The sequence below is a fragment of the Lysobacter sp. OAE881 genome, from assembly GCF_040546665.1.
In the GTDB taxonomy this organism is placed as follows: Bacteria; Pseudomonadota; Gammaproteobacteria; order Xanthomonadales; family Xanthomonadaceae; genus Lysobacter_J; species Lysobacter_J soli.
This window is the reverse complement of the sequence record NZ_JBEPOG010000001.1, coordinates 1729116-1753834: the sequence shown is the minus strand read 5'-3', so window position 1 is coordinate 1753834 and position 24719 is coordinate 1729116. Positions and strand designations below refer to the sequence as shown.

The 24719-nt window shown below is 69.5% G+C and carries 26 protein-coding genes; 16 read left to right on the top strand and 10 right to left on the bottom strand.

Features of this window, described 5'->3' with window-relative positions; genetic code table 11:
• Positions 1–231: 231 nt before the first annotated feature.
• The 6 genes from ABIE51_RS08240 to prmB form a co-directional block, all read right to left on the bottom strand.
• Positions 232–2121, bottom strand: coding sequence for a type IV pilus assembly protein FimV (locus tag ABIE51_RS08240; protein ID WP_354503814.1), 1890 nt, complete (start codon positions 2119–2121; stop codon positions 232–234).
• Positions 2122–2552: 431 nt separating this feature from the next.
• Positions 2553–3578 carry an aspartate-semialdehyde dehydrogenase gene (locus tag ABIE51_RS08235; protein ID WP_192630362.1) on the bottom strand — a complete coding sequence of 342 codons (1026 nt, stop codon included), beginning with the start codon at positions 3576–3578 and terminating at the stop codon, positions 2553–2555.
• Positions 3579–3662: 84 nt separating this feature from the next.
• A complete protein-coding gene (locus tag ABIE51_RS08230; protein ID WP_192630361.1) occupies positions 3663–4031 on the bottom strand; it encodes an NIPSNAP family protein in 369 nt (122 codons plus the stop codon).
• Positions 4032–4117: 86 nt separating this feature from the next.
• Positions 4118–5212, bottom strand: a complete 1095-nt coding sequence (locus ABIE51_RS08225; protein ID WP_192630360.1) for a 2-hydroxyacid dehydrogenase — start codon at positions 5210–5212, stop codon at positions 4118–4120.
• Entirely contained in the window at positions 5205–6308 is a 1104-nt protein-coding gene (gene aroC, locus ABIE51_RS08220) for a chorismate synthase (RefSeq protein ID WP_192630359.1), read from the bottom strand. Before aroC ends, ABIE51_RS08225 begins: the two co-directional genes overlap by 8 nt.
• Before the next feature lie 301 nt (positions 6309–6609).
• On the bottom strand, positions 6610–7551 hold the full coding sequence (gene prmB, locus ABIE51_RS08215; protein ID WP_192630358.1) for a 50S ribosomal protein L3 N(5)-glutamine methyltransferase: 942 nt from the start codon (positions 7549–7551) through the stop codon (positions 6610–6612).
• Between the two features lie 89 nt (positions 7552–7640).
• On the opposite strand from prmB, the gene ABIE51_RS08210 reads away from it, so the two are divergent.
• Positions 7641–8309, top strand: coding sequence for an SCO family protein (locus tag ABIE51_RS08210; RefSeq protein ID WP_192630357.1), 669 nt, complete (start codon positions 7641–7643; stop codon positions 8307–8309).
• 94 nt (positions 8310–8403) lie between these two features.
• Positions 8404–9249 carry an archaetidylserine decarboxylase gene (gene asd, locus ABIE51_RS08205; protein ID WP_192630356.1) on the top strand — a complete coding sequence of 282 codons (846 nt, stop codon included), beginning with the start codon at positions 8404–8406 and terminating at the stop codon, positions 9247–9249.
• A 3-nt stretch (positions 9250–9252) separates the two neighbouring features.
• Here the strand turns inward: asd and ABIE51_RS08200 are convergent, their stop codons facing one another.
• Genes ABIE51_RS08200 through ABIE51_RS08190 form a run of 3 tightly spaced genes read right to left on the bottom strand, consistent with a single transcriptional unit; the run spans position 9253 to position 12170 of the window.
• Entirely contained in the window at positions 9253–9930 is a 678-nt protein-coding gene (locus ABIE51_RS08200; RefSeq protein WP_192630355.1) for a lysoplasmalogenase, read from the bottom strand.
• Entirely contained in the window at positions 9906–10553 is a 648-nt protein-coding gene (locus tag ABIE51_RS08195; protein WP_192630354.1) for a DUF6891 domain-containing protein, read from the bottom strand. The genes ABIE51_RS08200 and ABIE51_RS08195 overlap by 25 nt, the downstream gene beginning before the upstream one ends.
• Positions 10554–10610: 57 nt before the next feature.
• Positions 10611–12170, bottom strand: a complete 1560-nt coding sequence (locus ABIE51_RS08190) for a transglycosylase SLT domain-containing protein (protein ID WP_354503809.1) — start codon at positions 12168–12170, stop codon at positions 10611–10613.
• Positions 12171–12379: 209 nt separating this feature from the next.
• Here ABIE51_RS08190 and ABIE51_RS08185 point away from each other — a divergent pair, with 209 nt between their 5' ends.
• The 5 genes from ABIE51_RS08185 (at position 12380) to ABIE51_RS08165 (ending at position 16988) form a co-directional block, all read left to right on the top strand.
• Positions 12380–13909 (top strand): helicase HerA-like domain-containing protein, encoded by a 1530-nt coding sequence (locus tag ABIE51_RS08185; RefSeq protein WP_192630352.1) that lies wholly within the window; start codon positions 12380–12382, stop codon positions 13907–13909.
• Between the two features lie 51 nt (positions 13910–13960).
• Entirely contained in the window at positions 13961–14467 is a 507-nt protein-coding gene (locus tag ABIE51_RS08180; RefSeq protein ID WP_192630351.1) for a copper resistance protein NlpE, read from the top strand.
• A gap of 229 nt (positions 14468–14696) precedes the next feature.
• Positions 14697–15209 carry a transcription elongation factor GreB gene (gene greB / locus ABIE51_RS08175; RefSeq protein WP_192630350.1) on the top strand — a complete coding sequence of 171 codons (513 nt, stop codon included), beginning with the start codon at positions 14697–14699 and terminating at the stop codon, positions 15207–15209.
• The gene (locus ABIE51_RS08170) at positions 15196–15663 is read left to right on the top strand and encodes a GNAT family N-acetyltransferase (RefSeq protein WP_192630349.1); all 468 of its coding nucleotides are present in this window, start codon (positions 15196–15198) and stop codon (positions 15661–15663) included. The genes greB and ABIE51_RS08170 overlap by 14 nt, the downstream gene beginning before the upstream one ends.
• A gap of 68 nt (positions 15664–15731) precedes the next feature.
• Positions 15732–16988, top strand: coding sequence for an MgtC/SapB family protein (locus ABIE51_RS08165; protein WP_192630348.1), 1257 nt, complete (start codon positions 15732–15734; stop codon positions 16986–16988).
• 190 nt (positions 16989–17178) lie between these two features.
• Here ABIE51_RS08165 and rimO read toward each other — a convergent pair whose 3' ends face one another.
• Complete coding sequence (gene rimO, locus ABIE51_RS08160; protein ID WP_157029826.1) at positions 17179–18510, bottom strand: 30S ribosomal protein S12 methylthiotransferase RimO; 1332 nt, start codon at positions 18508–18510, stop codon at positions 17179–17181.
• A gap of 133 nt (positions 18511–18643) precedes the next feature.
• On the opposite strand from rimO, the gene ABIE51_RS08155 reads away from it, so the two are divergent.
• From ABIE51_RS08155 to pcp, 9 genes are read left to right on the top strand one after another with little or no spacing between them, the layout of a single operon-like run.
• Positions 18644–19312, top strand: a complete 669-nt coding sequence (locus tag ABIE51_RS08155) for a dienelactone hydrolase family protein (RefSeq protein ID WP_192630347.1) — start codon at positions 18644–18646, stop codon at positions 19310–19312.
• On the top strand, positions 19309–19737 hold the full coding sequence (locus ABIE51_RS08150) for an HIT domain-containing protein (protein WP_192630346.1): 429 nt from the start codon (positions 19309–19311) through the stop codon (positions 19735–19737). Before ABIE51_RS08155 ends, ABIE51_RS08150 begins: the two co-directional genes overlap by 4 nt.
• A complete protein-coding gene (gene pxpB, locus ABIE51_RS08145; protein WP_192630345.1) occupies positions 19734–20447 on the top strand; it encodes a 5-oxoprolinase subunit PxpB in 714 nt (237 codons plus the stop codon). Before ABIE51_RS08150 ends, pxpB begins: the two co-directional genes overlap by 4 nt.
• A complete protein-coding gene (locus tag ABIE51_RS08140; RefSeq protein WP_192630344.1) occupies positions 20444–21388 on the top strand; it encodes a 5-oxoprolinase subunit C family protein in 945 nt (314 codons plus the stop codon). The genes pxpB and ABIE51_RS08140 overlap by 4 nt, the downstream gene beginning before the upstream one ends.
• A 26-nt stretch (positions 21389–21414) precedes the next feature.
• On the top strand, positions 21415–21579 hold the full coding sequence (locus tag ABIE51_RS08135) for a LiaI-LiaF-like domain-containing protein (RefSeq protein WP_181902663.1): 165 nt from the start codon (positions 21415–21417) through the stop codon (positions 21577–21579).
• A 29-nt stretch (positions 21580–21608) separates the two neighbouring features.
• On the top strand, positions 21609–22352 hold the full coding sequence (locus tag ABIE51_RS08130; protein ID WP_192630343.1) for a LamB/YcsF family protein: 744 nt from the start codon (positions 21609–21611) through the stop codon (positions 22350–22352).
• Positions 22349–23068: a DUF969 domain-containing protein gene (locus ABIE51_RS08125; protein WP_354503802.1), complete on the top strand. Its 720-nt coding sequence runs from the start codon at positions 22349–22351 to the stop codon at positions 23066–23068. The genes ABIE51_RS08130 and ABIE51_RS08125 overlap by 4 nt, the downstream gene beginning before the upstream one ends.
• A complete protein-coding gene (locus ABIE51_RS08120) occupies positions 23055–24020 on the top strand; it encodes a DUF979 domain-containing protein (protein ID WP_192630342.1) in 966 nt (321 codons plus the stop codon). The genes ABIE51_RS08125 and ABIE51_RS08120 overlap by 14 nt, the downstream gene beginning before the upstream one ends.
• On the top strand, positions 24017–24676 hold the full coding sequence (pcp, locus tag ABIE51_RS08115) for a pyroglutamyl-peptidase I (RefSeq protein ID WP_354503799.1): 660 nt from the start codon (positions 24017–24019) through the stop codon (positions 24674–24676). The genes ABIE51_RS08120 and pcp overlap by 4 nt, the downstream gene beginning before the upstream one ends.
• Positions 24677–24719 lie beyond the last annotated feature (43 nt).

The following is a 24719-nucleotide window of genomic DNA, read 5'->3' as shown; positions in this document are numbered from 1 at the left end:
TTCCGGTGGGGCCGGAATCGTGGGGATTGGGGCATCGTGCTTGGGGTGGGTGGGCCAGCGCAACGGCGGCTCTGCCACCGCAGCGCTGTGCGGTTGCGACAACGTGTGGGGCGATCGCTTCGTTGCCCCTCACCCCAACCCCTCTCCCGAAGGGAGAGGGCTTCAAGCCAAGGTTCGCCGCACTACTTCAGGTGCTGATCGATTCGCCGCACTACGCCACGCGCTGATCGATCAGCCCAGGTCCTGCAGCATCCGCGACGCCGCCTGGCGCGCGGCGAGGTCGCCGTTGATGACGACTTCGCTCAGCAGCTGGCGGGCGCTTTCGCGGTCGCCCAGGTCGATGTAGGCGCGGGCGAGTTCCAGGCGTTCCTGGCCCGGCTGCGTGGCAAGCGTCGGTTCGACGTGCCCGCGGCGGCCGTTGCCGTTCGCGGCGATGTGCCAGGCCGGGGCAATCGGCGCGGCGGGCGCCGCGGCCGGAGACGGACGCACCGGCGCCGGCGGTTCCGGCGTCAGTTCGAACGCGGGCTCTTCCTGCCGCACCGGCTCCTGCACGTACTCCGGGGCGGGCGGGTCGACGATCGTCTCCGGTTCCTGGCGCGCTTCGATGTCCGGGCCGGCCGCGAACGCGTCGGCGATCGACGGCGCGGTGACGACAGCCGCATCGGACGGCGCTCGGAACGCCGGCTTGTTCGGACGACGCCCGAACCACCAGCCGCCGAGCAGCGCCAGCAGGATCGCGCCACCGCCGAGGATCCACGGCAGCGGCGAGCCGCCCTGTGTCGCGGCCTGCTCGTTGGTCTTGGCCACGCGCTGCTGCGCGGCGGCCAGTTCGCTGTCCTTCATCGCGATGAGCTGTTGCTGCTGCTTCTGCAGTTGCTCCAGCTCGGCGACGCGGCTCTTGAGTTCCTGGACCTCGGCGTCGCGTGCGGCGACGGTTTCCTGGGTCTGTTGCAGTTCCTGTCGCAGCATCTGGCCCTCGCCGCCGGCCTGGATGCCGGACTGGGTGCCCGCCTGGGCGGCACGCGCGGCCTCGGGCGGAACGATTTCGAGGCGGGCATCGGCCGTCGCCGTTCCACCCGCCGTGGTGGTGTTGCCCGGCGCGCCGCCGACGGGCGTCGCCGCTGCGGACGCGGCCGCGCCTTCCAGCGCCGGCTGCGGCACGGCGCGACGCGCATCGCGCCACTGCTGCACGTGCTGGGCGACCAGACGCCGCGCTTCGCCGGACTCGACGCTGGCGAGCTCGTCGCCCGACGGCACGTCGAGCACCGCGCCGGCCTTGAGCAGGTTGATGTTGCCGTCGATGAAGGCGTCGGGATTGGCGCGCAGCAGCGCGATCATCGCCTGGTCGAGGCTCGCCTGGCCTTCCATGCGGCCGGCGATCTCCGACAGCGTGTCGCCGCGTCGCACGGTGTAGTCGCCCGACAGCTCGCGCGAGGCCTGCGGCACCGGTTCGCGCGGCGGGGTGACGGAGGCGACCTGCGGCTGCGGTTCGGGCTGCGGCGCGGCGGGGATCTCGTTGTCGGCCGCGGCGTTTTCCTCGCGCGCGATCGCCTGTTCGACTTCCTCTTCCGGCGTCGTCGCGGGCGGGGCCTCGGCGGTGGTGGCCGGGTTAGCGGCTTCGGGCTCGCGTTCGATCGTGTTGGGTTCGGAGACGACGGTCTCCTCGATCGCCGGCTGCATCGGCGCCGAGACCGTGCGCGGCGCATCGACCAGCGCCGCGTATTCGCGCACCAGTCGGCCCTGGCCCCAGTCGACCGACACCAGGAAGGTCAGCAGCGGCTCGTTGACTGGCTGCGTGGTGGTGACGCGGATGACCGGCCGGCCGGCCGAGTCCAGCGCCGAGGTGAACTGCAGTTCGGCGACCACGCCCATCGGCGGCTGCAGGCCGACGCGGGCGAAGACGAGCGGCGAAGCGAGCTCGGCCTGGAGGTTCTCCAGTTCCGCCGGATCGCTGGAAATGATCGGGATCTCGGCCAGGAACGGCTGCCCGATCCGCGATTTGACCTCGATCTGCCCAAGGCCCAGCGCCGACGCGGCGCCGCTGGCCAGGGCCAGCGCCAGCCCGAGCGCGGTGCGCACGTAGCGTCTGGCGGAGCTTTGTTTGGCAACTTGTTGTTTCACTTCGGATCCCTGCCCTTCCCCGGCGCGACTCTAAGCCCTCGCCGGGGGGCGCGGCAACGAAAACCGCCGTCGACTGCGACTGGCGCGGCGGAATGGGCATTGTCGCGCCACTCGCGTGAGGACGCGGGGGCGCGCCCTGCCCGTCTGCGTCGAGTCCCGGAATCTCGCTTGCCAGTGTTTTTGCCTGGCGCGCCAGTCCCGGAGTCTGGTACGCGAGTCTTTTCGACTGACGCGCCAGTTCCGGACACTGGAGCGCCAGTGTTTTTGCCCGGAGCACCAGCCTCGGGAACTCGTGCGCCAGTCTTTTCTACTGGCACGCCAGTCCCGAAGCCTCGATCGCCAGTGTTTTCCACTCGCGCGCCGGGTCCGGAAACTCGAACGCCAGTCTTTGAGACTGGCGTTCGAGGCTCAACCACTGGCGCGTCCCGGACTCAGCCGCGTTCGGCCAGCACCAGCTCGGCCAACTGCACCGCGTTCAATGCGGCGCCCTTGCGGATGTTGTCCGAGACGATCCACAGGTTCACCGCGCGCGGGTGCGAGAAGTCGTCGCGGATGCGGCCGACGTACACCGGATCGTTGCCCGACGCATGCGTCACCGGCGTCGGGTAGCCGCCCGCCTTCGGCTCGTCGACGATTTCCACGCCCGGCGCGGTTTCCAGCAGCTTGCGAACCTCGCTTGCGGAGATCTTCTCGCGCGTCTCGATGTTCACCGCCTCGGAGTGGCCATAGAACACCGGCACGCGCACCGCGGTGGGGTTCACCTGGATGCTGTCGTCGCCGAGGATTTTCCGGGTCTCCCACACCAGCTTCATTTCTTCCTTGGTGTAGCCGTTGTCCTGGAACTCGTCGATGTGCGGAATCAGGTTGAACGCGATCTGCACCGGGAAGCGCTCCGGGTTCGGCTCCTGGAAGCCCAGCAGCGCGGCGGTCTGCCGGCCGAGTTCTTCCAGCGCCGATCGGCCCGCGCCCGACACCGACTGGTACGTCGCCACGTTGATGCGCTCGATGCCGACCTTGCGGTGGATAGGCGCCAGCGCGACCAGCATCTGCATGGTCGAGCAGTTCGGGTTGGCGATGATGCCGCGCGGGCGGTTCGTCGCAGCCTCCGGGTTCACCTCCGACACGACCAGCGGCACGTCGTCGTCGTAACGGAACGCCGAGGAGTTGTCGATCACCACCGCGCCGGCCGCGGCGAACTTCGGCGCGTATTCCTTCGACACGCTGCCGCCTGCGGAGAACAGCGCGATGTCGATGCCGCTCGGATCGAACGTCGCCAGGTCCTCCACCGTGATTTTTTTCGCGCCGAACTCGATTTTCTCGCCGGCCGAACGCTCGCTGGCCAGCAGGTGCAAGTTGCCAATGGGGAATTTCCGTTCGACGAGGATGCGCAGCATCGTCTCGCCCACGGCGCCGGTCGCACCGACGATGGCCACGTTGCAGGAGTTCTTGGCGTTCATTGGTTCCTTCTTTCGGGTTAGTGGGGTACAGCGTTGAAGCCCGGCCGGAACCATTCCGGCGGGTGTTGCGAAGCGTGATGCGGCTCAGCCCGTGGGCGCCGCGTCGCCGGGATTGCGGCGGCGCAGGTCGTTAAGCGTCTCGGGAGATGCCCACAGTACCGCATCCTGGTAGTGACGGATCATCGCCAGCACGCGTTCGCGCGGGCCCTGCCGCCATTCCGGCGAACCGTAGAAGGCGTCCTGCCGCGCGTTCAGATCGTCGAGGTCGTCGTAGGCACGGATCAGGAAGTACGCGTCGCCGGCATGCGGCGATGGACCGAACGCCACGATCTCGTGCTGCCAGCGGCGCAGCATCGGCACGGCCTCGTCGACGAACGCGCGATGGAACGCGTCGCGTGCGTCGGGCGCGAGCTGGTAGGTGCGGATCTGGATCAGGCGCTGGCTGTGCGACATGGCGACGGTTCCGGCGGGCTTGGTCTGCTTCGAAAGGCGCGTCGCGGATGATCTCGCAACGCGGCGGCGGACGCTGTGCGTTCGCGTTATTTCGATATGCCGGGTTTTCGGCCTTGCACCGAGGCCGCGACCGGTTTCGCTCCGGCTTCGTCGCCCCTCACCCCAACCCCTCTCCCGTTGGGAGAGGGGCTCAATTCGGTTGCATTCACCGGCGTTGGCGGATCGCCCGCCCGCGGGCCGAAATCCAGCGCGGCGATGAGGTTGTCCACGGCCAGCGACACCATCGCGCGGCGCGTGGCGAGGCTGCCGCTGGCGATGTGCGGTGTGAGAACCACGTTGCGCAGCGCGAGCAGGCGCGGGTTGATCGCCGGCTCGCCTTCGTAGACGTCGAGCCCCGCGGCGGCGAGGCGGCCGCTTTCCAGAGCGTCGGCCAGCGCGTCCTCATCGACGATGCCGCCACGCGCGATGTTGGTCAGCGTCGCGGTCGGCTTCATCTTCGCGATGGCGGCGGCGTCGACGATGTGATGCACCGCGGGCGAATACGGCAGCACGAGCACCATGTGGTCGGCCTGCGCGAGCAGCGTGTCGAAGTCGACGTAGGCGGCGTTGCAGTCGCGCTCGATGTCGGCCGGAAGGCGCGAACGGTTGTGGTACAGCACGCGCATGCGGAAGCCCGATGCGCGACGGGCGATGCCCTGTCCGATCCGCCCCATGCCGAGGATGCCCAGCGTGGTGCCGTGCACGTCGCCGCCGAGCATCGTCTCGAAGCTCCACTGCCGCCATTGGCCATCGCGCAGCCAGCGTTCGGCCTCGGTGATGCGGCGCGCGGCGGCCATCATCAGCGCGAAGCCGAAATCGGCCGAGGTTTCGGTCAATACGTCCGGCGTGTTCGTCACCACGATGCCGGCCTGCGTGAGCGCGGGCACGTCGAGGTTGTTGTAGCCGACGCCGACGTTCGCGATCGCGCGAAGGCGCGGCGCGTGCGCGACTTCCGCCGCGCCGATGCGGTCGTTGAGCGTGACCAGCGCGCCGTCGCAGGAGGCGAGCATTGCGGCGATTTCGTCCTGCAAATGCTTGCCGACCGCGGCGGTTTCGATCACGTCGAAATGTTCGCGCAGCCGCCCGACGATGTCGCCGAACAGCGGTTGCGAGACCCAGACGCGGGGACGCGTGTCAGCCACCGAGGTTCCCGGGAATCCGCGGCGTCACCTCGCCCACGTCGCCGCACTGCGCGCGGTGGCGCAGCGCCTGGTCCATCAGCACCAGCGCCACCATCGCCTCGCAGATCGGCGTCGCGCGGATGCCGACGCAGGGATCGTGGCGGCCGGTGGTGACGACTTCGGCGACGTTGCCGTGCGTGTCGAGGCTGTCGATCGGCAGGCGCAGGCTGGAGGTCGGCTTGAACGCGACCGAGCAACGCAGCGGCTGCCCCGTGCTGATGCCGCCGAGGATGCCGCCGGCGTGGTTGCTGGCGAAACCCTGCGGCGTCATCTGGTCGCGGTGCGCGCTGCCCTTCTGCGCGACGACGCCGAAGCCGTCGCCAATCTCCACGCCCTTCACCGCGTTGATGCTCATCAGCGCAGCGGCGAGTTCGCCGTCGAGCTTGCCGTAGATCGGCTCGCCCCAGCCGGGCGGCACGTTCGTCGCCACGACGTCCACGCGCGCGCCGACCGAATCGCCGGACTTGCGCAACGCGTCCATGTAGAGCTCCAGCTCCGTCACCTGGCGCGTGTCGGGCCAGAAGAACGGGTTGTTCTCCACGGCCGACAGATCGAAGCCGTGCGGCACGATCTCGCCGATCTGCGACAGCCAGCCCTGCACCTGCACGCCATGACGGTCGGCGAGCCACTTCTTGGCGATGACGCCCGCGGCCACGCGCATCGTCGTCTCGCGCGCGGACGAACGCCCGCCGCCGCGCGGATCGCGGATGCCGTACTTCTGCCAGTAGGTGTAATCCGCGTGCCCGGGGCGGAACTGGTCGGCGATCTTCGCGTAATCCTTGCTGCGCTGGTCGGTGTTGCGGATCAGAAGCGCGATCGGCGTGCCGGTCGTGACACCTTCGTACACGCCGCTGAGGATCTCGACCTCGTCGGCCTCGTGACGTTGCGAGGTATGGCGCGTGCGGCCGGTGGCGCGGCGTTCGAGATCATGGCGGAAGTCCTCCGGCGCCATGGCGATGCCCGGAGGGCAACCGTCGACGACGCAGCCGATGGCCGGGCCATGGCTTTCGCCGAAGGTGGTGACGGTGAGGAGTTTGCCGAAGCTGTTGCTGGACACGTGGAAGCCCGCCGGGGTGCAGGCATTCACTTTAGCAACGTGGATTGGTTGCTGCTGGAACTGCGGGCGGATAGCCAAGACCGCCGGAAGGTGCCGTCATCCCGGCGAACGCCGGGCCCCAGGCACACAAGCATCAATACACGGTGTCATTCCCGCGAAGGCGGGAATCAGCCGCGGACGCGTCACGGCTGACGGATGAGGTGATGCGCTCACAGTTGGATCCCCGCCTACGCGGGGATGACGCCAAAGGAACGGAAGCGTCGCCAGCCTGGGACCCGGCGTTCGCCGGGATGACGGTCGATCAGCGCGCGTCCGCCAGCGCCTTGATCTTCGCGTGGTGCTCGACCAGATCCGCGCGTTCGACCACGAAGATGCCCATCTGGCCAACCTTGAACTCCACCCACGCCATCGGCAGTTCCGGCAGCAGTTCGACCAGCGCGCGCTCGGCTTCGCCGACTTCGCAGATCAGAAGGCCGTTCTCGGTCAGATGATCCGGTGCGTCGCGCAGGATCTTCAGCGCGAGGTCCAGGCCGTCGTCGCCGGCGCGCAGGCCCAGTTCGGGCTCGTAGGAGTATTCCTTCGGCAGCGCGTCGGTTTCGTCGTTGGTGACGTACGGCGGGTTGGTGACGATCAGGTCGTACACCTGGCCCTGCAGCTGGTTGAACAGGTCCGACTTGCGCAGCGTGACGTTGTCGGCGTGCAGGCGTTCCTTGTTCTCCTTCGCGAGCGAGAGCGCGTCGTCGTTGATGTCCACGCCGTCCACCTGCCAGTGCGGATGGTAGTGCGCGGTGGCGATCGCGATGCAGCCCGAACCGGTGCACAGGTCGAGCACGCGCTCGACCTCGCGCCCGCCCAGCCACGGCTCGTAGCCGTGCGGGATCAGTTCGGCGATCGGCGAACGCGGCACCAGCGCGCGGCGGTCGCTCTTGAAGCTCAGGCCAGCGAACCAGGCCTCGCCGGTCAGGTAGGCGGCGGGAACGCGTTCGTCGATGCGGCGCTGGAACAGGTCCAGCACCTTCGCCTGCTCGGCCGCCGTCACGCGCGAGGCGCCGTAGATCGGGCTCAGGTCGTGCGGCAGGTGCAGCGCGTGCAGGACCAGCTGCGTCGCTTCGTCCAGCGCGTTGTCGTAGCTGTGGCCGAAGGTGAGGCCGGCCTCGTTGAAGCGGCTGCCGCCATAACGGATCAGGTCGATGATCGAAACCTGTTCGAACGTGACGGGATTTGGGGTCGCGGAGCCGTTCATGGCGGGGCCTTTCGAAGGGGGCGACGATTATACGGGGCCCGGCCCGGTATCATGCCCGCGCCCAGTGCCGGGCGCGATTCGAAGCCGCCATGTTCAACCGCACCACGGTCTACATCCTCATCGCGGCCGTCGCCGCCGCCCTCGGCCTGTGGGCCGCGCAGCACTTCTTCGCGCCTTCGGCGGGCTCCTCGCTGCCGCAGACCCGCGCCGTGCGCCTGTTCGAACCGGCCCGCACGCTACCCGCCTTCACGCTGCGCCAGTCGGACGGCACGCCGCTGGTGCCGGGCGAACTGAAGGGCCACTGGACGCTGGTGTTCCTCGGCTTCACGCACTGCCCCGACGTCTGCCCGACGACGCTGGCCGAGATGGCCAAGGCACAGAAGCAGTGGGCCGCGCTGCCGGAAACCACGCGCCCGCGCGTGCTGTTCGTGTCGGTCGATCCCGAGCGCGACACGCCCGACCGCATCGGCGAATACGCGCACGCCTTCCACCGCGACACGATCGCAGCTACCGCCGACATCCCGGCGCTGGAACAGTTCGCCAAGTCGCTGAGCATGGTCTTCGCGAAGGTGCCGGCGCCGGAAGGCGTGCGCGCCGACCAGTACAGCGTCGACCACAGCGCGTCGATGGCGGTGCTCGATCCGCAGGGCCGCATGGCCGGCATCGTGCAGCCGCCGTTCGACCCGGCCGCGATCGCCGCCGACATGACGGCACTGACGCAGGCGAGTTTCGCTGCCGCGTCTCCGAAGCGCGAGTGACGCCGCGACGGGCGGATGAAGAAACCGCCCGCTCCGCGCCTTCCCCCGTGCCCTGCACGACCCCATCACGCCTGCACGCCATCGTAAGCACTCCATGAGCCTCGTCACCGCCCTCACCTACGTCCTTCCGCATCGGCTGCTGTCGTCGATGGCGCGCGCGCTCGCGTATTCGGACAACCCGCGCCTGAAGCAGTGGCTGATCGACACGGTGACGCGCCGGTTCGGCGTGAACCTCGCCGAGGCCGCGCAGCCGGATCCGACGAAGTACCCGACGTTCAATGCCTTCTTCACGCGTGCGCTGAAGCCGGGCGCGCGCGTGCCCGATCCCGATCCGCGTTCGCTGCTGATGCCTGCCGACGGCCACGTGAGCCAGTGCGGCCCGATCGAGAACGGCCGCATCTTCCAGGCCAAGGGCCAGTCGTTCACGGCGGCCGAGCTGCTCGGCGACGAGGCTGACGCCACGCCCTTCAACGACGGTCTGTTCGCCACGGTGTACCTGTCGCCGCGCGACTACCACCGCGTGCACATGCCGTGGACCGGCCGGCTGCGCGAAACCGTGCACGTGCCGGGCCGTCTGTTCAGCGTGGGCACCGCCGCGGTGGCGCACGTGCCGCGCCTGTTCGCGCGCAACGAGCGCCTGGTGTGCCACTTCGACACCGATTTCGGCCCGATGGCGATGGTGATGGTGGGCGCGCTGCTGGTGTCGGGCGTCGAGACCGTGTGGAGTGGCGAGGAAATCCCCGCCTACGGCGACCGCATCAACCGGAAGGACTGGCGCGCGGAGAACATCACGCTGGACCGCTTCGCCGAGATGGCGCGCTTCAACTACGGCTCGACCGTGATCGTGCTGCTGCCGCGCGGCGTGGCGACGCTGGATCCGTCGCTGCACGCCGAATCGCCGGTGCGCCTGGGCCAGAAGCTGGCGACGCGCACGACCTGACGTTCACGACTGGCGCGGCACCGACCGCGCCAGTCCCCACTGCGCGAGCCAGTAGCTCGCCAGCACCGCGAACGACGCGGCCGCGAACGGCGCGACGAAGCGATCCCACGCCAGCAACGCGTCCGACAGCACGAAACACGCGCCACCCCATGCGCCGCACAGCGCGGCGCCATCGCGCCGGCGCCACCACACCGCCAGCGCCTGCGCGGCCATCGCCGCGAGCACGACGACGTAGACGACCACCGGCACGCGCAGCTCGCCGGGCAACCCCGGCCACAACTGCGACAGCACGAGCCCGGCGACGACCGCGTACAGCGCGAACGGCCACATCGCCGCGAACCATCTTTCGCGCTGTTTCAGCGCGATCAGGTACGCCAGGTGCGCGAGCAGGAAACTCGCCAGCCCCGCGACGAACGCATCGACAGGCAGCATCAGGAAGACGTCGCCCGCCGTCGAGAGCACAAGCCCGACCAGCAACCACGCGCGATAACGCGGCAACGCCGACGGCGTGCGCCACACCGACCACGCGATCAGCAGCGTCGTCAGCGGCTTGAACAGCCAGTGCAGCCACGGCATCGCCGGCCAGTACGCGCCGGCAATCGCCAATGCTGCGCTGGCGCCAACAACGACCGCCAGCGTGCCCGTCGCCGCGCGCGTCACAGCGCGAGCCGGCGTTGCCATTGCAGCGGCACGTGGATGCGTTTGGTCCAGTTGCCGTCCCAGTCGACGGTCAGGCCCGTCAGGCGCAGGGCGTCGACGATGCGCTGGCCGATGGCGAGTGCCGGCGCTTCGCCGCTCTCGGTCGCGCCGTAGTTGAGCCACAGCCCGCCGCCTTCGACGGCGCGCTCGGTGTCCTGCATGTGGAAGAAGGTGTAGCCGTGCACGTTGTCGCCGCGTTCGCGCGCGGTATCGATCTCGTCGCCGATCTCCGCCACGCCGCAGGTGCCGCAGCAGGTGAAGTTCTGCCGGCACACCACGCCCTGCGTTTCGAGCGCGGCGAACGCCTGCTCGAGGCGGTCGTGGTCGGTCAGCGCGGGCCAGCCGGCCGCTTCGTGGTGATAGGCCGCGGTCTCGTCTTCGAGGATGCGGCGTGCGTGCGTGCGCAGCACGTCCTCGCCGTGCGGCTGGAGCTCCAGCACTTCCAGCGCGTTGTCGATGATGGAATCGGCGTCGACGTACCCGCCGCGCAGATCGCGCGCGATGTAGCCGCGCAGTTCGTCCAGTTGTTCTTCCAGCGAAGGCGCACCGTGTGCCGGTCGCGCCTCATCCTTCCGGAACAGTCCCACGATCTTCCGCCAGACCATGCCCCACCCCCTGCGTCCCTGTGGTGGGACGCAGCATGGAGGGTCCGGCGGCCGGACTCAACCTTCGCAGGCGTCGAGCTTGAGCTTCTGGCCCGGCTTGATCGCGAAACGCGGCGCCTTGAGCTTGTTCGCCTTCGCCAAGTCGCCGGTGTCGCACTGGAACTTCTGCGCGATGGCCGTGAGCGTCTCGCCGCGCTTGACCGTGTAGGTCGAGGGCTTGGACGGCTTGGCCGGCTTGCTGCGAGCCGGCGCGGCGCTGGCGACTGCGCTGCCGACGCCCGCACTTTCAGCCTCGTACACCGCATCCTCGGCCTGCACCGGCGTGACCGGGCCGGTGCGCACGATGGCCGTGGAGGCATCGCTCATCACCAGCGTGTGCGCCAGTTCGGCGCGCTGGCCCTGCGTGCAGTGGCGGCCGTAAAGGCCCACGATCTTGGTCGTGGCGCTGAGCACGGTGCCGGTCGGCAGGTACTGGTCGGCCTGGTAGCGCGGATTGAGGTTGCGCAGCGCGCGCATGAAGCCCTCGCGCGTGCCGCCGTTGCCCAGGCAGATGGTGAGCTCGTAGATCGAGCTGGGCTTGGCGAGGCGCAGCGCCGCGGGGCGCGCATCCACGCGCGGCAGCGTCAGGCCGTATTCCTTCGGATGCAGGAACAGCCATGCCGCCGCGATCACCATCGGCACGTAGTCGCGGGTTTCGGCCGGGAACTGGTTGTAGACCGATTCGTCCCAGAAGTTGCCGCCGCCTGAGGTGTTGTACACGCGCTGCGCGCGGCCTTCGCCGCCGTTGTAGGCGGCCAGCGACAGCTCGATGCTGCGGTTGAGCGTGCCCAGCCGCTCGTTGAAGTACTCCGCCGCCGCGGCCGCCGAGGCGCGCGCGTCGTAGCGCGTGTCGAAACCGGTGCCGTCGTCGCCCAGGCCGAAGCGGCGGCCGGTGGCGTACATGAACTGCATCGGCCCGGCCGCGCCCGCGCGCGAGGTCGAATGCACGCGGCCGTTGGATTCCTTCGCCATCACGCCGAACAGCAGCGCTTCGGGCAGGCCGGCGCGCTGGAACTGCGGCCACATCGTCTGGCGCAGGTACTGGTAGTTCTCGAAGGTGTCGATCAGCGACGGCCGCATGTCGGTCAGCCAGCGGCGGATGCCCGCCTGCACGGCCGGGTTGTACTGGACCATCTTCACGAACTGCTGGCCGTCGGCGCTGAGCAGCGCCGCGGCGCGCGCGGCTTCGGGAACGTCGGCGGTGATGCTGCCGGCCAGCCCTTCCCCCTCGTCGTTGTCCTCCGGCACTTCATCGCCCGAGGCCAGGTCGGCGTTCTGCTTCAGCAGGCGCTTGTAGGCAGCGAGCATGGTCGTGGGCGAGCAGCCCTTCTGCTTCACGCAGGCGGCCATGATGTCTTCCATGTCCTCCAGCGAGGCATCGACTTCGGTGCGACCGGCCGGATCGGCATTGCCGATCTTCACCAGCCCGGCGCGATAACGCGCCTCGGCCGCCTGCATGCGCGTGTTGAGCGCATCCACCGCGGCCTGGTCGCGTTTGGAGAGCGCATGCGCCTGCGGCATCGCGGCGAGGAGAGCCAGCGCGAGCAGCGCGGCGGAAGAACGGGCGATCACGTGCATTGACAGCGCAGGAGCGTGGAAGCGGGGGGCATCGCAGGGTATCCGCCCGCGTGCGAGCGCGACAAGCCGGAAACGTCCGATTCGCGGTGCACGTCCGGATGAACGGGCCCGCCCATGCGACTTCCGGAAGATTCCCAGGATGAACACGGGCGGCCGCGGCCGCGCCTAGAATCGCCGCAACTCCGTCCGCGCACTCCCCCGAGATCCCCATGGACCCGATCCTGCTTGGCAAGGCCGTCACCACGCCGCAATCGCTGCCCGACACGCAGGGGCACGTGTTCCTGCAACCGAAGTTCGGCAACCGCCACGGCCTGGTCGCCGGCGCCACCGGCACCGGCAAGACCGTCACGCTGATGACGCTGGCCGAGGGCTTCTCGCGCCTCGGCGTCCCGGTGTTCCTGGCCGACGTGAAGGGCGACGTGGCGGGGCTCGCCGTCGCCGGCGCGGCAAACGAGAAACTGCAATCGCGCGTGGCCGAGATCGGCCTGTCCGACTACACCAACGAAGCCAACCCGGTCGTGTTCTGGGACCTGTTCGGAAAGCTCGGCCATCCCGTGCGCACGACCGTCAGCGAGATGGGCCCGACGCTGCTGTCGCGCGTGCTCGAACTCAACGACACGCAGTCCGGCGTGCTCGACATCGTCTTCAAGCTGGCCGACGACCGCGGCCTGCTGCTGCTCGACCTCGAAGACCTGCGCGCCCTGCTCGGCCTGGTCGCGGAGGAACGCAAGGACATCTCCACCAGCTACGGCCTGGTGAGCGCGCAGTCGATCGGCGCGATCCAGCGCTCGCTGCTGCGACTGGAACAGGAGGGCGGCGAGCTGTTCTTCGGCGAGCCGGCGCTGGAACTGTCCGACCTGATGCGCACCACGCCTGATGGCCGCGGCGTGGTGAACATCCTCGCGTCCGAGCAACTGGTGCTCAAGCCGCGCCTGTATTCGAGCTTCCTGCTCTGGCTGCTGTCGGAACTGTTCGAGACGCTGCCTGAAGTCGGCGATCTGGACAAACCCAAGCTCGTGTTCGTCTTCGACGAGGCGCACCTGCTGTTCGACGACGCGCCGCCGGCGTTGCAGCAGCGCGTGGAGCAGGTCGTGCGGCTGATCCGTTCCAAGGGAGTGGGCGTGTACTTCTGCTCGCAGTTCCCAGACGACGTGCCCGACGACATCCTCGGCCAGCTCGGTAATCGCGTGCAGCACGCGCTGCGCGCGTTCACGCCGCGCGACCAGAAGGCGGTGAAGACCGCGGCCGAGACCTTCGTGCCCAATCCCGCGCTGGACGTGGCGAAGACGATCTCGCAACTGGGCACCGGCGAAGCGCTGGTGTCCACGCTGCAGGACAAGGGCGTGCCAATGCCCGTGGAAAAGACGCTGATCGCGCCGCCGCGCTGCCGCATGGGCGCGATCACCGAGGCCGAACGCCAGCAGGTGCGCAACACCAGCCCGGTCGGCCACAAGTACGACGAACGCGTGGATCGCGAGTCCGCATCGGAAATGCTCGCCGCCCGCGCCGAGACCGCGACGCAGAAGACCAAGGCGCCGCCGGCCCGCTCGCGCGAACAGGACGAGGCCGAGGACAGCGGCTTCGGCCAGGCGGTGAAGGACGCCGTGTTCGGCACGAAACGCCGCCAGGGCATGGTGGAAACCATGGCCAAGCAGACGGCGCGCACGGTGGGCAGCCGCATCGGTCAACAGATCGTTCGCGGCCTGCTTGGCAGCATCTTCGGCGGATCGAAGCGCTGACCGGCCAGTTGCCTCGTTTCCATGCCCGTCCCCCAACGCAAGGAGCACGCGATGTCCAGATCCATCACGAACGCACGCACCGCCCTGTTCGCCGCGGTCGCGCTCGCCGCGCTGTCGGCCTGCAAGCCGCAGGCGCCGGCCGAAACCGCCGCACCGCCCGCGCAGCCCGAAGCCGCCGCGGCTCCGGCGGCGCCTGCGGCCGACGCGCGCCCCTCCGCACAAGGCGCGCCGTTCGACGTGAAGGCCTTCGCCGGTACGTTCGACGGGACCCTGCCCTGCGCCGACTGTCCCGGCATCGACACGCGCCTGGTGCTCGCCGCCGACGGCACGTACACGATCAGCGAGACCTACAGGGAACGCTCGGCGCCCGCGCTCACGGGCGACGGCACGTGGACGGTGGAAGAAAACAACCAGCGCCTGCGCCTTGACCCGAACAGCAAGTCCGATAACGACCGCCTGTTCGCGATCCTGTCGCAGGACGAGATCCGCCAGCTGGACATGGAAGGCAAGCCGATCGAGAGCGCGCTTCCGTACAACCTGAAGCGGGCGGCGCAGTAAGGGCATGCACGCCTCACTACCGTCATCCCGGCGAAAGCCGGGACCCAGGCCCGCAACGTATCCGCAGGGGCCGAGCATCGCTCTTCGTCGAGCATGACGGCCTGGATCCCGGCCTTCGGCGGGGTGACGGCCTTAGGTAAGTCCACGGCGGCTTGCCGAAACGGCGTCATCAATGTTGCGCCACCATTAGAATCCCCCGTCGCGCGCCGCGCGTTCCACCGGAGTACCCATGGGCCGCTGGCGTCCGCCCGCAGAAAAGAGCACCGCGCTGATCACCCGCGCGGGCCACGACCGCCTCAAGGCCGAGCTTGACGAGCTGTGGCGCGTGAAACGCCCGGAAGTCGTGAAGGCGCTCGCCGCCGCCGCGGCGGAAGGCGATCGTTCGGAGAACGCCGAGTACACGTATCGAAAGAAGCAGCTCGGCGAGATCGATCGCCGCGTGCGCTACCTGTCCAAGCGCGTGCCGGCGCTGCGCGTGGTGGACACCGTGCCGAGCGATCCGGAGGCGGTGTTCTTCGGCGCACGCGTGGAGATCGAGAACGTCGCGAGCGGCGAAACGCAGCGCTATCGCATCGTCGGCCCGGACGAGACCGATGCGAAGACAGGCGCGATCAGCATCGATTCGCCGCTCGCACGCGCGATGCTGAAAAAGCGCCTGGACGACGAGTTCGAGGCCATGCTGCCCGGCGGCGCGACGCGCTTCGTGATCGTCGAGGTCGCCTACGACGATGGCGCCGACTGACGCGATCGTCCTGCGCGATGCCACGCCTGCGGACGCGGCGGCGATCAGCGCGCTGGTGAGCGCGCTGACGCAACGCAGGATCGCGCCGGATTGCGATGAGGACGGCATCGCGTCGCTGCTCGCGCTGATGACGCCAGAACAGGTGCAGCGGCGCATCGACGAAGGCCACCGCAACGTCGTCGCCGAATGCGAGGGCCGCATCGTCGGTGTCGCCGTGCTGCGCCTGCCCTCGCACCTGTACCACCTGTTCGTCGCCGACGACATGCAGCGGCGCGGGCTGGCGCGGGCATTGTGCAACGCGGTGACCGCAGCCGCCGACCCGGCCGCGCCCATCACCGTCAATGCGGCCCGTCATGCGCAGGAGACCTATCGCCGCCTCGGCTTCGTGGCCACCGGACCGGAACTGCACGAAAGCGGCCTGCGCTTCGTCCCGATGCGTTGGACGCGCCGTTGAGCGGCAGGAACCCGTCGCCCGCCCGCAGCTGCGGTAGCGTGTAGCTCTCTCCGCCCGACCTGCGCCGAATGGATCCCGACGAACTCCGCGGCCTGCTCACCGCCATCGCCATCGGCCTGCTGATCGGCGTCGTGCGCGAGCGGCACCCGCTCCAGTCCGATGCGCCGCACCCCGGCGCACCGGCGGCGGGCCTGCGCACGCATGCGATGGTGGCGATCGCCGCCGGCGTGGCGGCGCAGATCGGCCTGCCGGCGCTGGTGGCGACGGTGCTCGCCGTCGGAGCACTGGCGGTCGTGTCCTACCTGCGCACGCGCGAACACGATCCGGGACTGACCGGCGAAGTCGCACTCCTGGTGACGACATTGCTCGCCGCGCTCGCGCAGACGCAGACCACGGTGGCGGCCGCGCTCGCGGTCGTCGCGGCGACGCTGCTGTTCGCCAAGCAGCCGCTGCACCGGTTCGCGCGCGACATCGTCAGCGAGCGCGAAGTGCAGGACGCCCTCCTGCTGGCCGCCTCCGCGCTGGTCGTCCTGCCGCTGCTGCCCGACGAGCCGGTCGACCCGTGGGGCGTGCTGGTGCCGTCGCAGTTGTGGAAGCTCGTCGTGCTGGTGATGACGGTCGGGATGCTCGGCCACATCGCGCTGCGTGCCGTCGGTGCGCGCTGGGGCCTGCCGGTCGCGGGCTTCTTCGCGGGGTTCGCGTCGTCGACGGCCGCCGTGGCCGGCTTCGGCCAGCGCACGCGCGCCGACGCGTCGCTCACGGCAGGCGCAGCGTCGGCAGCATTGCTCGCGAACCTTGCGTCGCTGCTGCTGGTGATGGGCATCCTCGCGACCGCCGCACCGTCGCTGCTGCGCGCCAGTGCGTGGCCGCTCGCGGCCGCGGCGGGCGTGCTCGCGATCGCCGCCGGGTTCGGCCTGCAGCGTCAGGCCGACGCTCCATCGCTTCCGAACGAGCCGCAAGCCCGCGCGTTCAAGCTGAGTCACGGCCTGCTGCTGGCGCTGGTGATCGCCGTGGTGCTGGTGCTGTCGGCATGGCTGCGCAGCGTGTTCGGCGACATGGGCGCGCTTGCGACCGCGGTGCTGGTTGCGGTAGCGGAGTTGCACGCGGCGGCGGCGAGCATCGCGCAGCTGTCGTCGGCGGGGAACCTGACGATGACGCACGCGCAATGGGGCGTCGCGGGTCTGTTGGCGTCCAGCGCGATCGCGAAGACCGCGCTCGCCTTCGCCAGCGGGAATCGGCGCTACGGCTTTATCGTCGGCGGCGGCTTGATCGGAATGGCTGTCGCGTGTGCGGCGGTGACGGGTGTGGTGATCGCATCGGCCTGAAGGAGCACGCAGCCTTAAAGCCGCCATCCCCGCGAAGGCGGAGATCCGTCTGTCCGATACATCCACGCTCGCCGGATGGGCTGAGGAGAGCTGACGCATGGACTCCCGCCTACGCGGGAATGACGAGCAAAAGCGACGCAAGGCGTTCAACGCGACCGACGCGCGTGCACGTGTCCGACGCGCCCAGCGATCAATCGTCGAACGCGACCTCACCGAACAGGTCGTGTTCGTCGCTGCCCATGATCTCGACGTCGACGAACTCGCCCGGCTTCACGCCGGCCATGAAGCCGTTCTGGATCTGCACCAGGCCGTCGATTTCCGGCGCGTCGTACATCGTACGTGCGATGGCAAGTTCGCCGTCCAGCGCATCGACGATGCAGCGCTGCGTCGTGCCGACTTTCGCTTCCAGCTTTGCCGCCGAAATCTCCGCCTGCTTTTCCATGAAGCGCGCGAGGCGCTCCTGCTTCACGTCCTCGGGAATCGCGTCGGGCAGCGCGTTAGCGGTGGCGCCTTCCACCGGCGAATAGGCGAACGCGCCGACGCGGTCGAGCTGCGCTTCGTCGAGGAAATCCAGCAGCTCCTCGAACTCGGCTTCGGTCTCGCCCGGAAAACCGACGATGAAGGTCGAGCGGATCGCGATGTCCGGCGCGATGGAGCGCCAGCGCTGGATGCGTTCGAGCGTCTTGTCGACCGCGCCCGGGCGCTTCATCAGCTTGAGCACGCGCGGGCTGGCGTGCTGGAACGGGATGTCGAGGTACGGCAGCAGCTTGCCGTCTGCCATCAGCGGAATGATGTCGTCGACGTGCGGATACGGGTAGACGTAGTGCAGGCGCGTCCAGATGCCGAGTTCGGACAGCCCTTCGCACAGCGCCTTCATGCGCGTCTGGTACGACTTGCCGCGCCATTCGCGCTCGGCGTACTTCACGTCGACGCCGTAGGCGGAGGTGTCCTGCGAGATGACCAGCAGTTCCTTCACGCCGCCCATCGCGAGCTTTTCGGCTTCCCGCAGCACCTGGTCGACCGGTCGGCTCACCAGGTCGCCGCGCATCGACGGGATGATGCAGAAGCTGCAACGGTGATTGCAGCCTTCGGAAATCTTGAGGTACGCGTAGTGCTTGGGCGTGAGCTTGATGCCCGTGTCCGGGACGAGGTCCAGGAACGGGTCGTGCTTCGGCGGCAGGGCCGCGTGCACGGCGGTCATCACGCTGCCGTAGTCCTGCGGGCCGCTGATCGACAGCACGCCCGGATGCGCTTCGCGGATCTGCTCGGGCTTCTTGCCCAGGCACCCGGTCACGATGACCTTGCCGTTTTCCGCGATGGCCTCGCCGATCGCGTCCAGCGATTCGGCCACCGCCGAATCGATGAAACCGCAGGTGTTGACCACCACGACATCTGCGTCGTCGTAGGTCTGGACGATGTCGTAGCCCTCCACGCGCAGCTGGGTGAGGATGCGTTCGGAATCGACGAGCGCCTTAGGGCAACCGAGGCTGACGAAACCGACTTTAGGATTGGCAAGGGACATGGAGCGGACCGGCGACGATGGGACAGGCACGGCGGCCATCCGGATGGACGGCAGGCGGCGGCGGGAGGGCTGCGGATTATAGCCCCGCGCTAGAATCGGCCGGGCTCCTTTCCCCCGTTCAAGCTGAACAGACATGGCCCACTGGACCGAACTGGACACGCCGCACGGCCCCGTGCGCGCCTGGCGCGACGAACCGGGCGGCCCGTCGCACGGCGCGGTGATCGTGCTGCAGGAGATCTTCGGGCTGAACGCTCACGTCCGCGAGGTCGCGGGGCGCTTCGCCGCAGCGGGCTTCGTCGCCCTGGCGCCGGCGTTGTACGACCCCGTCGCGCCGGGGATCGAACTTCCCTACGACGAAGCCGGCACCGCGCGTGGCGTGGCGCTGCGCAACGAGCTGGGCTTCGACCGCGCCATCGACATCGTCGCCGTGGCCGCCGAGACGCTCCACGCCGAGGGCCTGCGCGCGGGCGCGGTCGGCTTCTGCTGGGGCGGCAGCGTCGCGTTCCTCGCGAACACGCGGCTGGGCCTGCCCGCGGTGTCGTACTACGGCGCGCGCACCCTGCCCTTCCTCGACGAGCCGCTGCGCGCGCCGATGATGTTCCACTTCGGCTCGGCCGATCACAGCATTCCCGAAGACGCCGTCGCGCAGCACCGGCAGAAGCAGCCCGCGGCGACGATCCACGTCTACGACGGCGCCGGCCACGCGTTCAATCGCGACGTCGACAACCACGTGTTCGACCCGCACGCCGCCGACGTCGCGTGGCGCCGGACGCTCGATTTCCTGCAGGAGAACCTGCGATGAACCGCACGGGCCACCACGGCGGCTGGCAGCTGCACGCGCAGCTCGCGCAGGACACGCACCCGGTCGCGCACCTCAGCCTGAGCGAACTGCGCCTCATGGACGATGCGAACCATCCCTGGCTGATCCTCGTGCCGCGCGTCGCGGGCGCGGTGGAACTCATCGACCTCGACGCGACGCATCAGGCCGCGCTGCTGGCGGAGATCAACCTTGCCAGCCATGCGCTGCGTGCGCTGTTCAAACCGCACAAGCTCAACGTCGCGGCGCTGGGCAACGTCGTCTCGCAGCTGCACGTGCACGTGATCGCGCGTTTTCCGGACGACATCGCCTGGCCGCGCCCGGTGTGGGGCACGGCGACCGCGCAGCCGTACACGCCCGAAGCGCTGGTCGCGCGCATCCAGCAGTTGCAGGGCGCACTGAAGCAGTGACCTCGCGCGCGGCCTGCGACCTCGAAGCGCTGGCCGACGATGCGTGGCTGCTGCGCTTCGGCGACCGCATCGACCCGGAACTCAATGCCGCGGTGCATGCGATGGCCGCGCGTCTGCGCGCGCTCGATCCGCCTTGGCTGCGCGACGTGGTGCCGGCGTTCGCGAGCCTGGCGGTGTTCTTCGATGAAGCCGAAGATCCGGCGCAGGTGCACGCGGCGTTGCAGGCGCTGGTCGAGGACGGCGGCGCATCGGCGCTGCCCTTGCGACCACGCGACGGCGTCATCGAAATCCCCGTGCTCTACGGCGGCGAACACGGCCCCGACCTGGAATCGTCCGCCGCCGAATTCGGCCTGTCGCCGCGCGAACTGGTCGAACGCCACAGCGCCGGCGATTACACGGTCGCGATGATCGGGTTCGCGCCGGGCTTTCCCTACCTTTCCGGCCTCGATCCCGCGCTCGCGTTGCCGCGCCTTGCGACGCCACGCGCGCGCGTCGCCTCAGGCAGCGTCGCGATCGGCGGGGCGCAGACCGGCATCTACCCGCGCGAAAGCCCCGGCGGATGGCGCTTGCTCGGACGCACGCCGTGGACGCTGTTCGATCCGCGACGCGAACCGCCCACGCGACTGCAGCCGGGCGATCGCGTCCGTTTCCGCGCGATCGACGCGGAGGAATTCGCACGGCTTGCATCGCGACAGGACGCGTCGTCGTGACGCGCCAGCTCCACGTCCTCGCGCCCGGCCTGCTGACCACCGTCCAGGACCGCGGCCGCAGTGGCTGGCGTCATCTCGGCGTTGCGCATGCGGGCGCGCTCGACGTCGACGCCGCGCGCATCGCGAACCGCCTGGTCGGCAACGACGGCGACGCGGCCGTGCTGGAATTCACCCTGCGCGGACCGACGCTGCGCTTCGACGCGCCATCGCGCATCGCGATCGTCGGCGCGTCGCCCATCGCGCGATTCGAAGGCGAAACCGTGCACGCCGGGCGGCCCGTCGAACTACCCGCGGGCACGCTCGAACTCGGCGCGCTGCGCGGTGGCGCGCGCGCGTGGTTGGCGATCGACGGCGGCATCGACGTCGAGCCGGTGCTCGGCAGCCGCAGCACCGACCTGCGTGGCGGATTCGGCGGGCTCGACGGGCGTGCGCTGCGTGAGGGCGACGTACTGCCGCTCGGCATGGGCAGCGCGCGACAGCTCGATAGGCCGCAAGCGCCGACGTGGTGGATCGACCCCGCGCACGACACGCACCTGCCGATCCGCTATCGCCCCAGCGCGCATCCGTCCGCATCCGCCCTCGCCCGCCGAAGCTGGACCATCAGCGCCAGCAGCAACCGGCAGGGGTTGCGCCTGCAGGGCGATGCGCTGCCGGCGGCCGGCGGCGATGGCGTGTCCGAACCGGTCGCACCCGGCACGATCCAGTTACCGGCCGACGGCTGCCCCATCGTGCTGCTCGCCGACGCGCAGACCGTCGGCGGCTACGCAAAACTCGGGCACGTGATCGCCGCCGACCTGCCGCGCCTGGCGCAATGCGTTCCGGGACAGCCGCTGCACTTCGCGCCCGTCGATGCCGCGACCGCCCATCGGCTGGCTTGCGCGGCACGTGCACGCATCGCCAGAATCGGCGTGATGATCGACGCGCGCCTGCCCGCGATCTGAACCTTCCACTTCTTCTGGCGAACCCAATGAAATCCAACATCGTCGGCGCGCTGGTGCTGGTCGTGATCGGCACCCTGTTCCTGCTCAACAACCTCGGCTTCACCGACATGAGCCTCGGCCGGCTGCTGATGACCTGGTGGCCGGCGATCCTGATCGTCGTCGGCCTCGGCATGCTGTTCAAGCGCGGCTGAGGCCGCTCGGCCGCATCGTGGGCGCGCGCATGGACTTCAACTGCGACCTGGGCGAAGGCTGCGGCAACGACGCCGCGATCCTCCCGCACGTGACGTCAGCGAGCATCGCCTGCGGTGGCCATGCGGGCGACGAGGCGACGATGCGCGAGACGCTTCGCCTGTGCCGACGGCACGGTGTGGCGGCCGGCGCGCATCCCTCCTACGTGGATCGCGAACACTTCGGCCGTCGCGTGCTCGACGTCGCGCCGGCTGACGTCGCACGCATGGCGCGTGCGCAGATCGAACGGATACGCGCCATAGCGCGCGAGGAAGGCGTGATGCTCGCGCACGTCAAGCCGCACGGCGCGCTGTACAACGTCGCCGCGGACGATCGCGCGGTGGCCGATGCGATTGCCGCGACGGTTGCCGACATCGATCCGACGCTCGCGCTTTACGCGCTGTCCGGTTCCGAGCTCGCGCGCGCCGGTGTCGAACACGGCCTGCGCGTGGCGCACGAAGTCTTCGCCGAACGCGGCTACGACGCGCGCGGCCGATTGCGACCGCGTGGCACGCCGGGCGCGGTGATTGAATCGCTCGAAGAATCGATCGTGCAGGTGCGGCGCCTGGCATTGCGGGGCGAAGTCGTGGCCGACGACGGCCGCGTCGTCGCGATCCATGCCGACACGCTGTGCCTGCACGGCGACCGGCCCGACGCCACGGAGTTCGCCCGCGCGGTGCGCGGGGCGCTGGAAGCCGACGGCGTCGCCGTCCGCCCGTTCGGAGCCAGCGCATGAACGAGGCCATCAACTATTGGCCGCTGATCGGCGTCGCATGGGTGGTCGTCGGCTTCGTGCTGCGCGCCAATCCGGTGATCGTGGTGGTCAGCGCGGGCTTGGTGAGCGGCCTGCTCGCCGGCAAATCGATGGGCGAACTGCTCGCGCTGCTCGGCGAGAGCTTCGTGTCGAACCGCGCGCTGCTGATGTTCGCGATGACGCTGCCGACCATCGGCCTGCTCGAGCGCGCCGGCCTGCGCGAACACGCGCTGCGCTGGATCGAACGCTGGCGCGGACTGACCCTGACGCGCCTGCTGGCGGGTTACCTCGCCGCCCGGCAGGGCCTGAGCATGATCGGGCTGATCGACATCGCCGGCCACGCGCAGACCGTGCGGCCGCTGCTGGCGCCGATGGCGGAATCGGCGGCATCGAAGCCGAACGGGCCGACGTCGCGCGAAGACACGCAGAAGGTGTACGCGCTCGCCGCCGCCACCGACAACGTCGGCCGCTTCTTCGGCGAAGACGTCTTCCTCGCCTTCGGCGCGGTGCTGCTGATCCAGGGCTTTTACGCCGAACACGGCATCCACCTGGAGCCGCTGCAGATCGCGCTGTGGGCGATCCCGACCGCGATCGCCGCGTTCGTGATCCACGCGATCCGCATCGTGTTCTTCCAGCGCGGGCTCGATCGACGCACCGCCGCCGCACAAACCACGGCCGGATCCGATGCTCTCGATTGAGCACTTCTACCTGCTGCTGGCGCTGTTCCTGCTGTACGCGGGAGTGCGCAACCTGCGCGAGAAGCGGTTCACGCACGCGGCGTTCTGGATCGTGATCGCCGTGCTGTTCGCCGGTGGAAAGTTCGTGCTCGATGCAGCGAAGACCGGCGACAAGGTTCCCGCACAGCTTGCGGGCGCCGCGGTGATTGCACTCGCGCTGCTCGCCACGCGGATGCGGCGCGAACACATCGACGAAGCGCCGGCGGCGCAGCGACTTGCGTCGGCGATGCGACTGGGGCACAAGCTCTTCGTGCCGGCGCTGATCATTCCCGTCGTCACCGTGCTGATCGTGCTGTTCGGCGCGAAGCTGGCGATCGGCGGGACGCCTGTCTTCGGCGAAGGCAGCATCACGCTGATCGGCCTGGCGCTGGCGTGCGTGGTCGCGACGTTCGCAGCGATCCACATCACGCGCGAGCGCCCCACCGCCGCGCTCGGCGAAGGACGGCGCCTGCTCGACACGATGGGCTGGGCGGCGCTGCTGCCGATCGTGCTGGCGACGCTGGGCGGCGTGTTCGCGGCCAGCGGCGTCGGCGACGCGGTGGCGTCCATCGTGTCGATGCTGATCCCGGCCGACAGCCGGCTCGCCTGCGTGCTCGCGTACGGCCTCGGGATGGTGCTGTTCACCGTGATCATGGGCAACGCGTTTGCGGCGTTCCCGGTGATGACGGCCGGGATCGGCCTGCCGTTGCTGATCGAGCAGCACGGTGCGGCACCGGCGATCCTCGGCTCGATCGGCATGCTCACCGGCTACTGCGGCACGCTGATGACGCCGATGGCCGCCAATTTCAACCTCGTCCCGGCTGCGTTGCTGGAACTCGACGACCCAAACGCGGTGATCCGCGCGCAGCTGCCGACGGCGATCCCGCTGCTGCTGGTGAACCTCGCGCTGATGTACTGGCTCGCCTTCCGATGAATGCCACCCCGATGCCACATGTGCTGTTGACCGGCTTCGCGCCGTTCGGCGGCGAGTCCACGAACCCGAGCTGGGAAGCCGTGCAGGCGCTGGAGGGCGAAGTCGTCGCCGGGCACCGCATCGTCGCGCGCTGCCTGCCGGTGGCGTTCGACGCATCGCTGCACGCGCTGCAGCACGCGCTGGACGAACTCGTGCCGTCGCTGGTGATCTGCGTCGGACAGGCCGGCGGCCGCGCGCAGATGTCGCTGGAGCGCGTGGCGATCAACCTCATCGACGCACGCATCCCCGACAACGCCGGCGCGCAGCCGATCGACGAACCCGTCGCGGCGGATGGCCCGGCGGCGTATTTCACGAGCCTTCCGATCAAGGCGATGCTGGCGGCGCTGCGCAACGCGGGTTTTCCCGCGGAGATCTCGCAGACCGCGGGCACGTACGTGTGCAACCACGTGTTCTACGCATTGATGCACGCGCTGCGCGGGCTGCCCGGCGTCCGCGGCGGCTTCGTGCACATCCCCTACTCGCCCGCGCAGGCCGCGCTGCATGCCGGGGCGCCGAGCCTGCCGTCGGCGGTGGTCACGCAGGCGTTGCGGCTGGCGGTGGGGATCGCGCTCACGGTGGAGCACGATGTGCGAATGGGGGGCGGGGCGACGCATTGAAGTGCGAGCGGTACGGTCGTCGCCCCTGCGCGCACCATCGCTG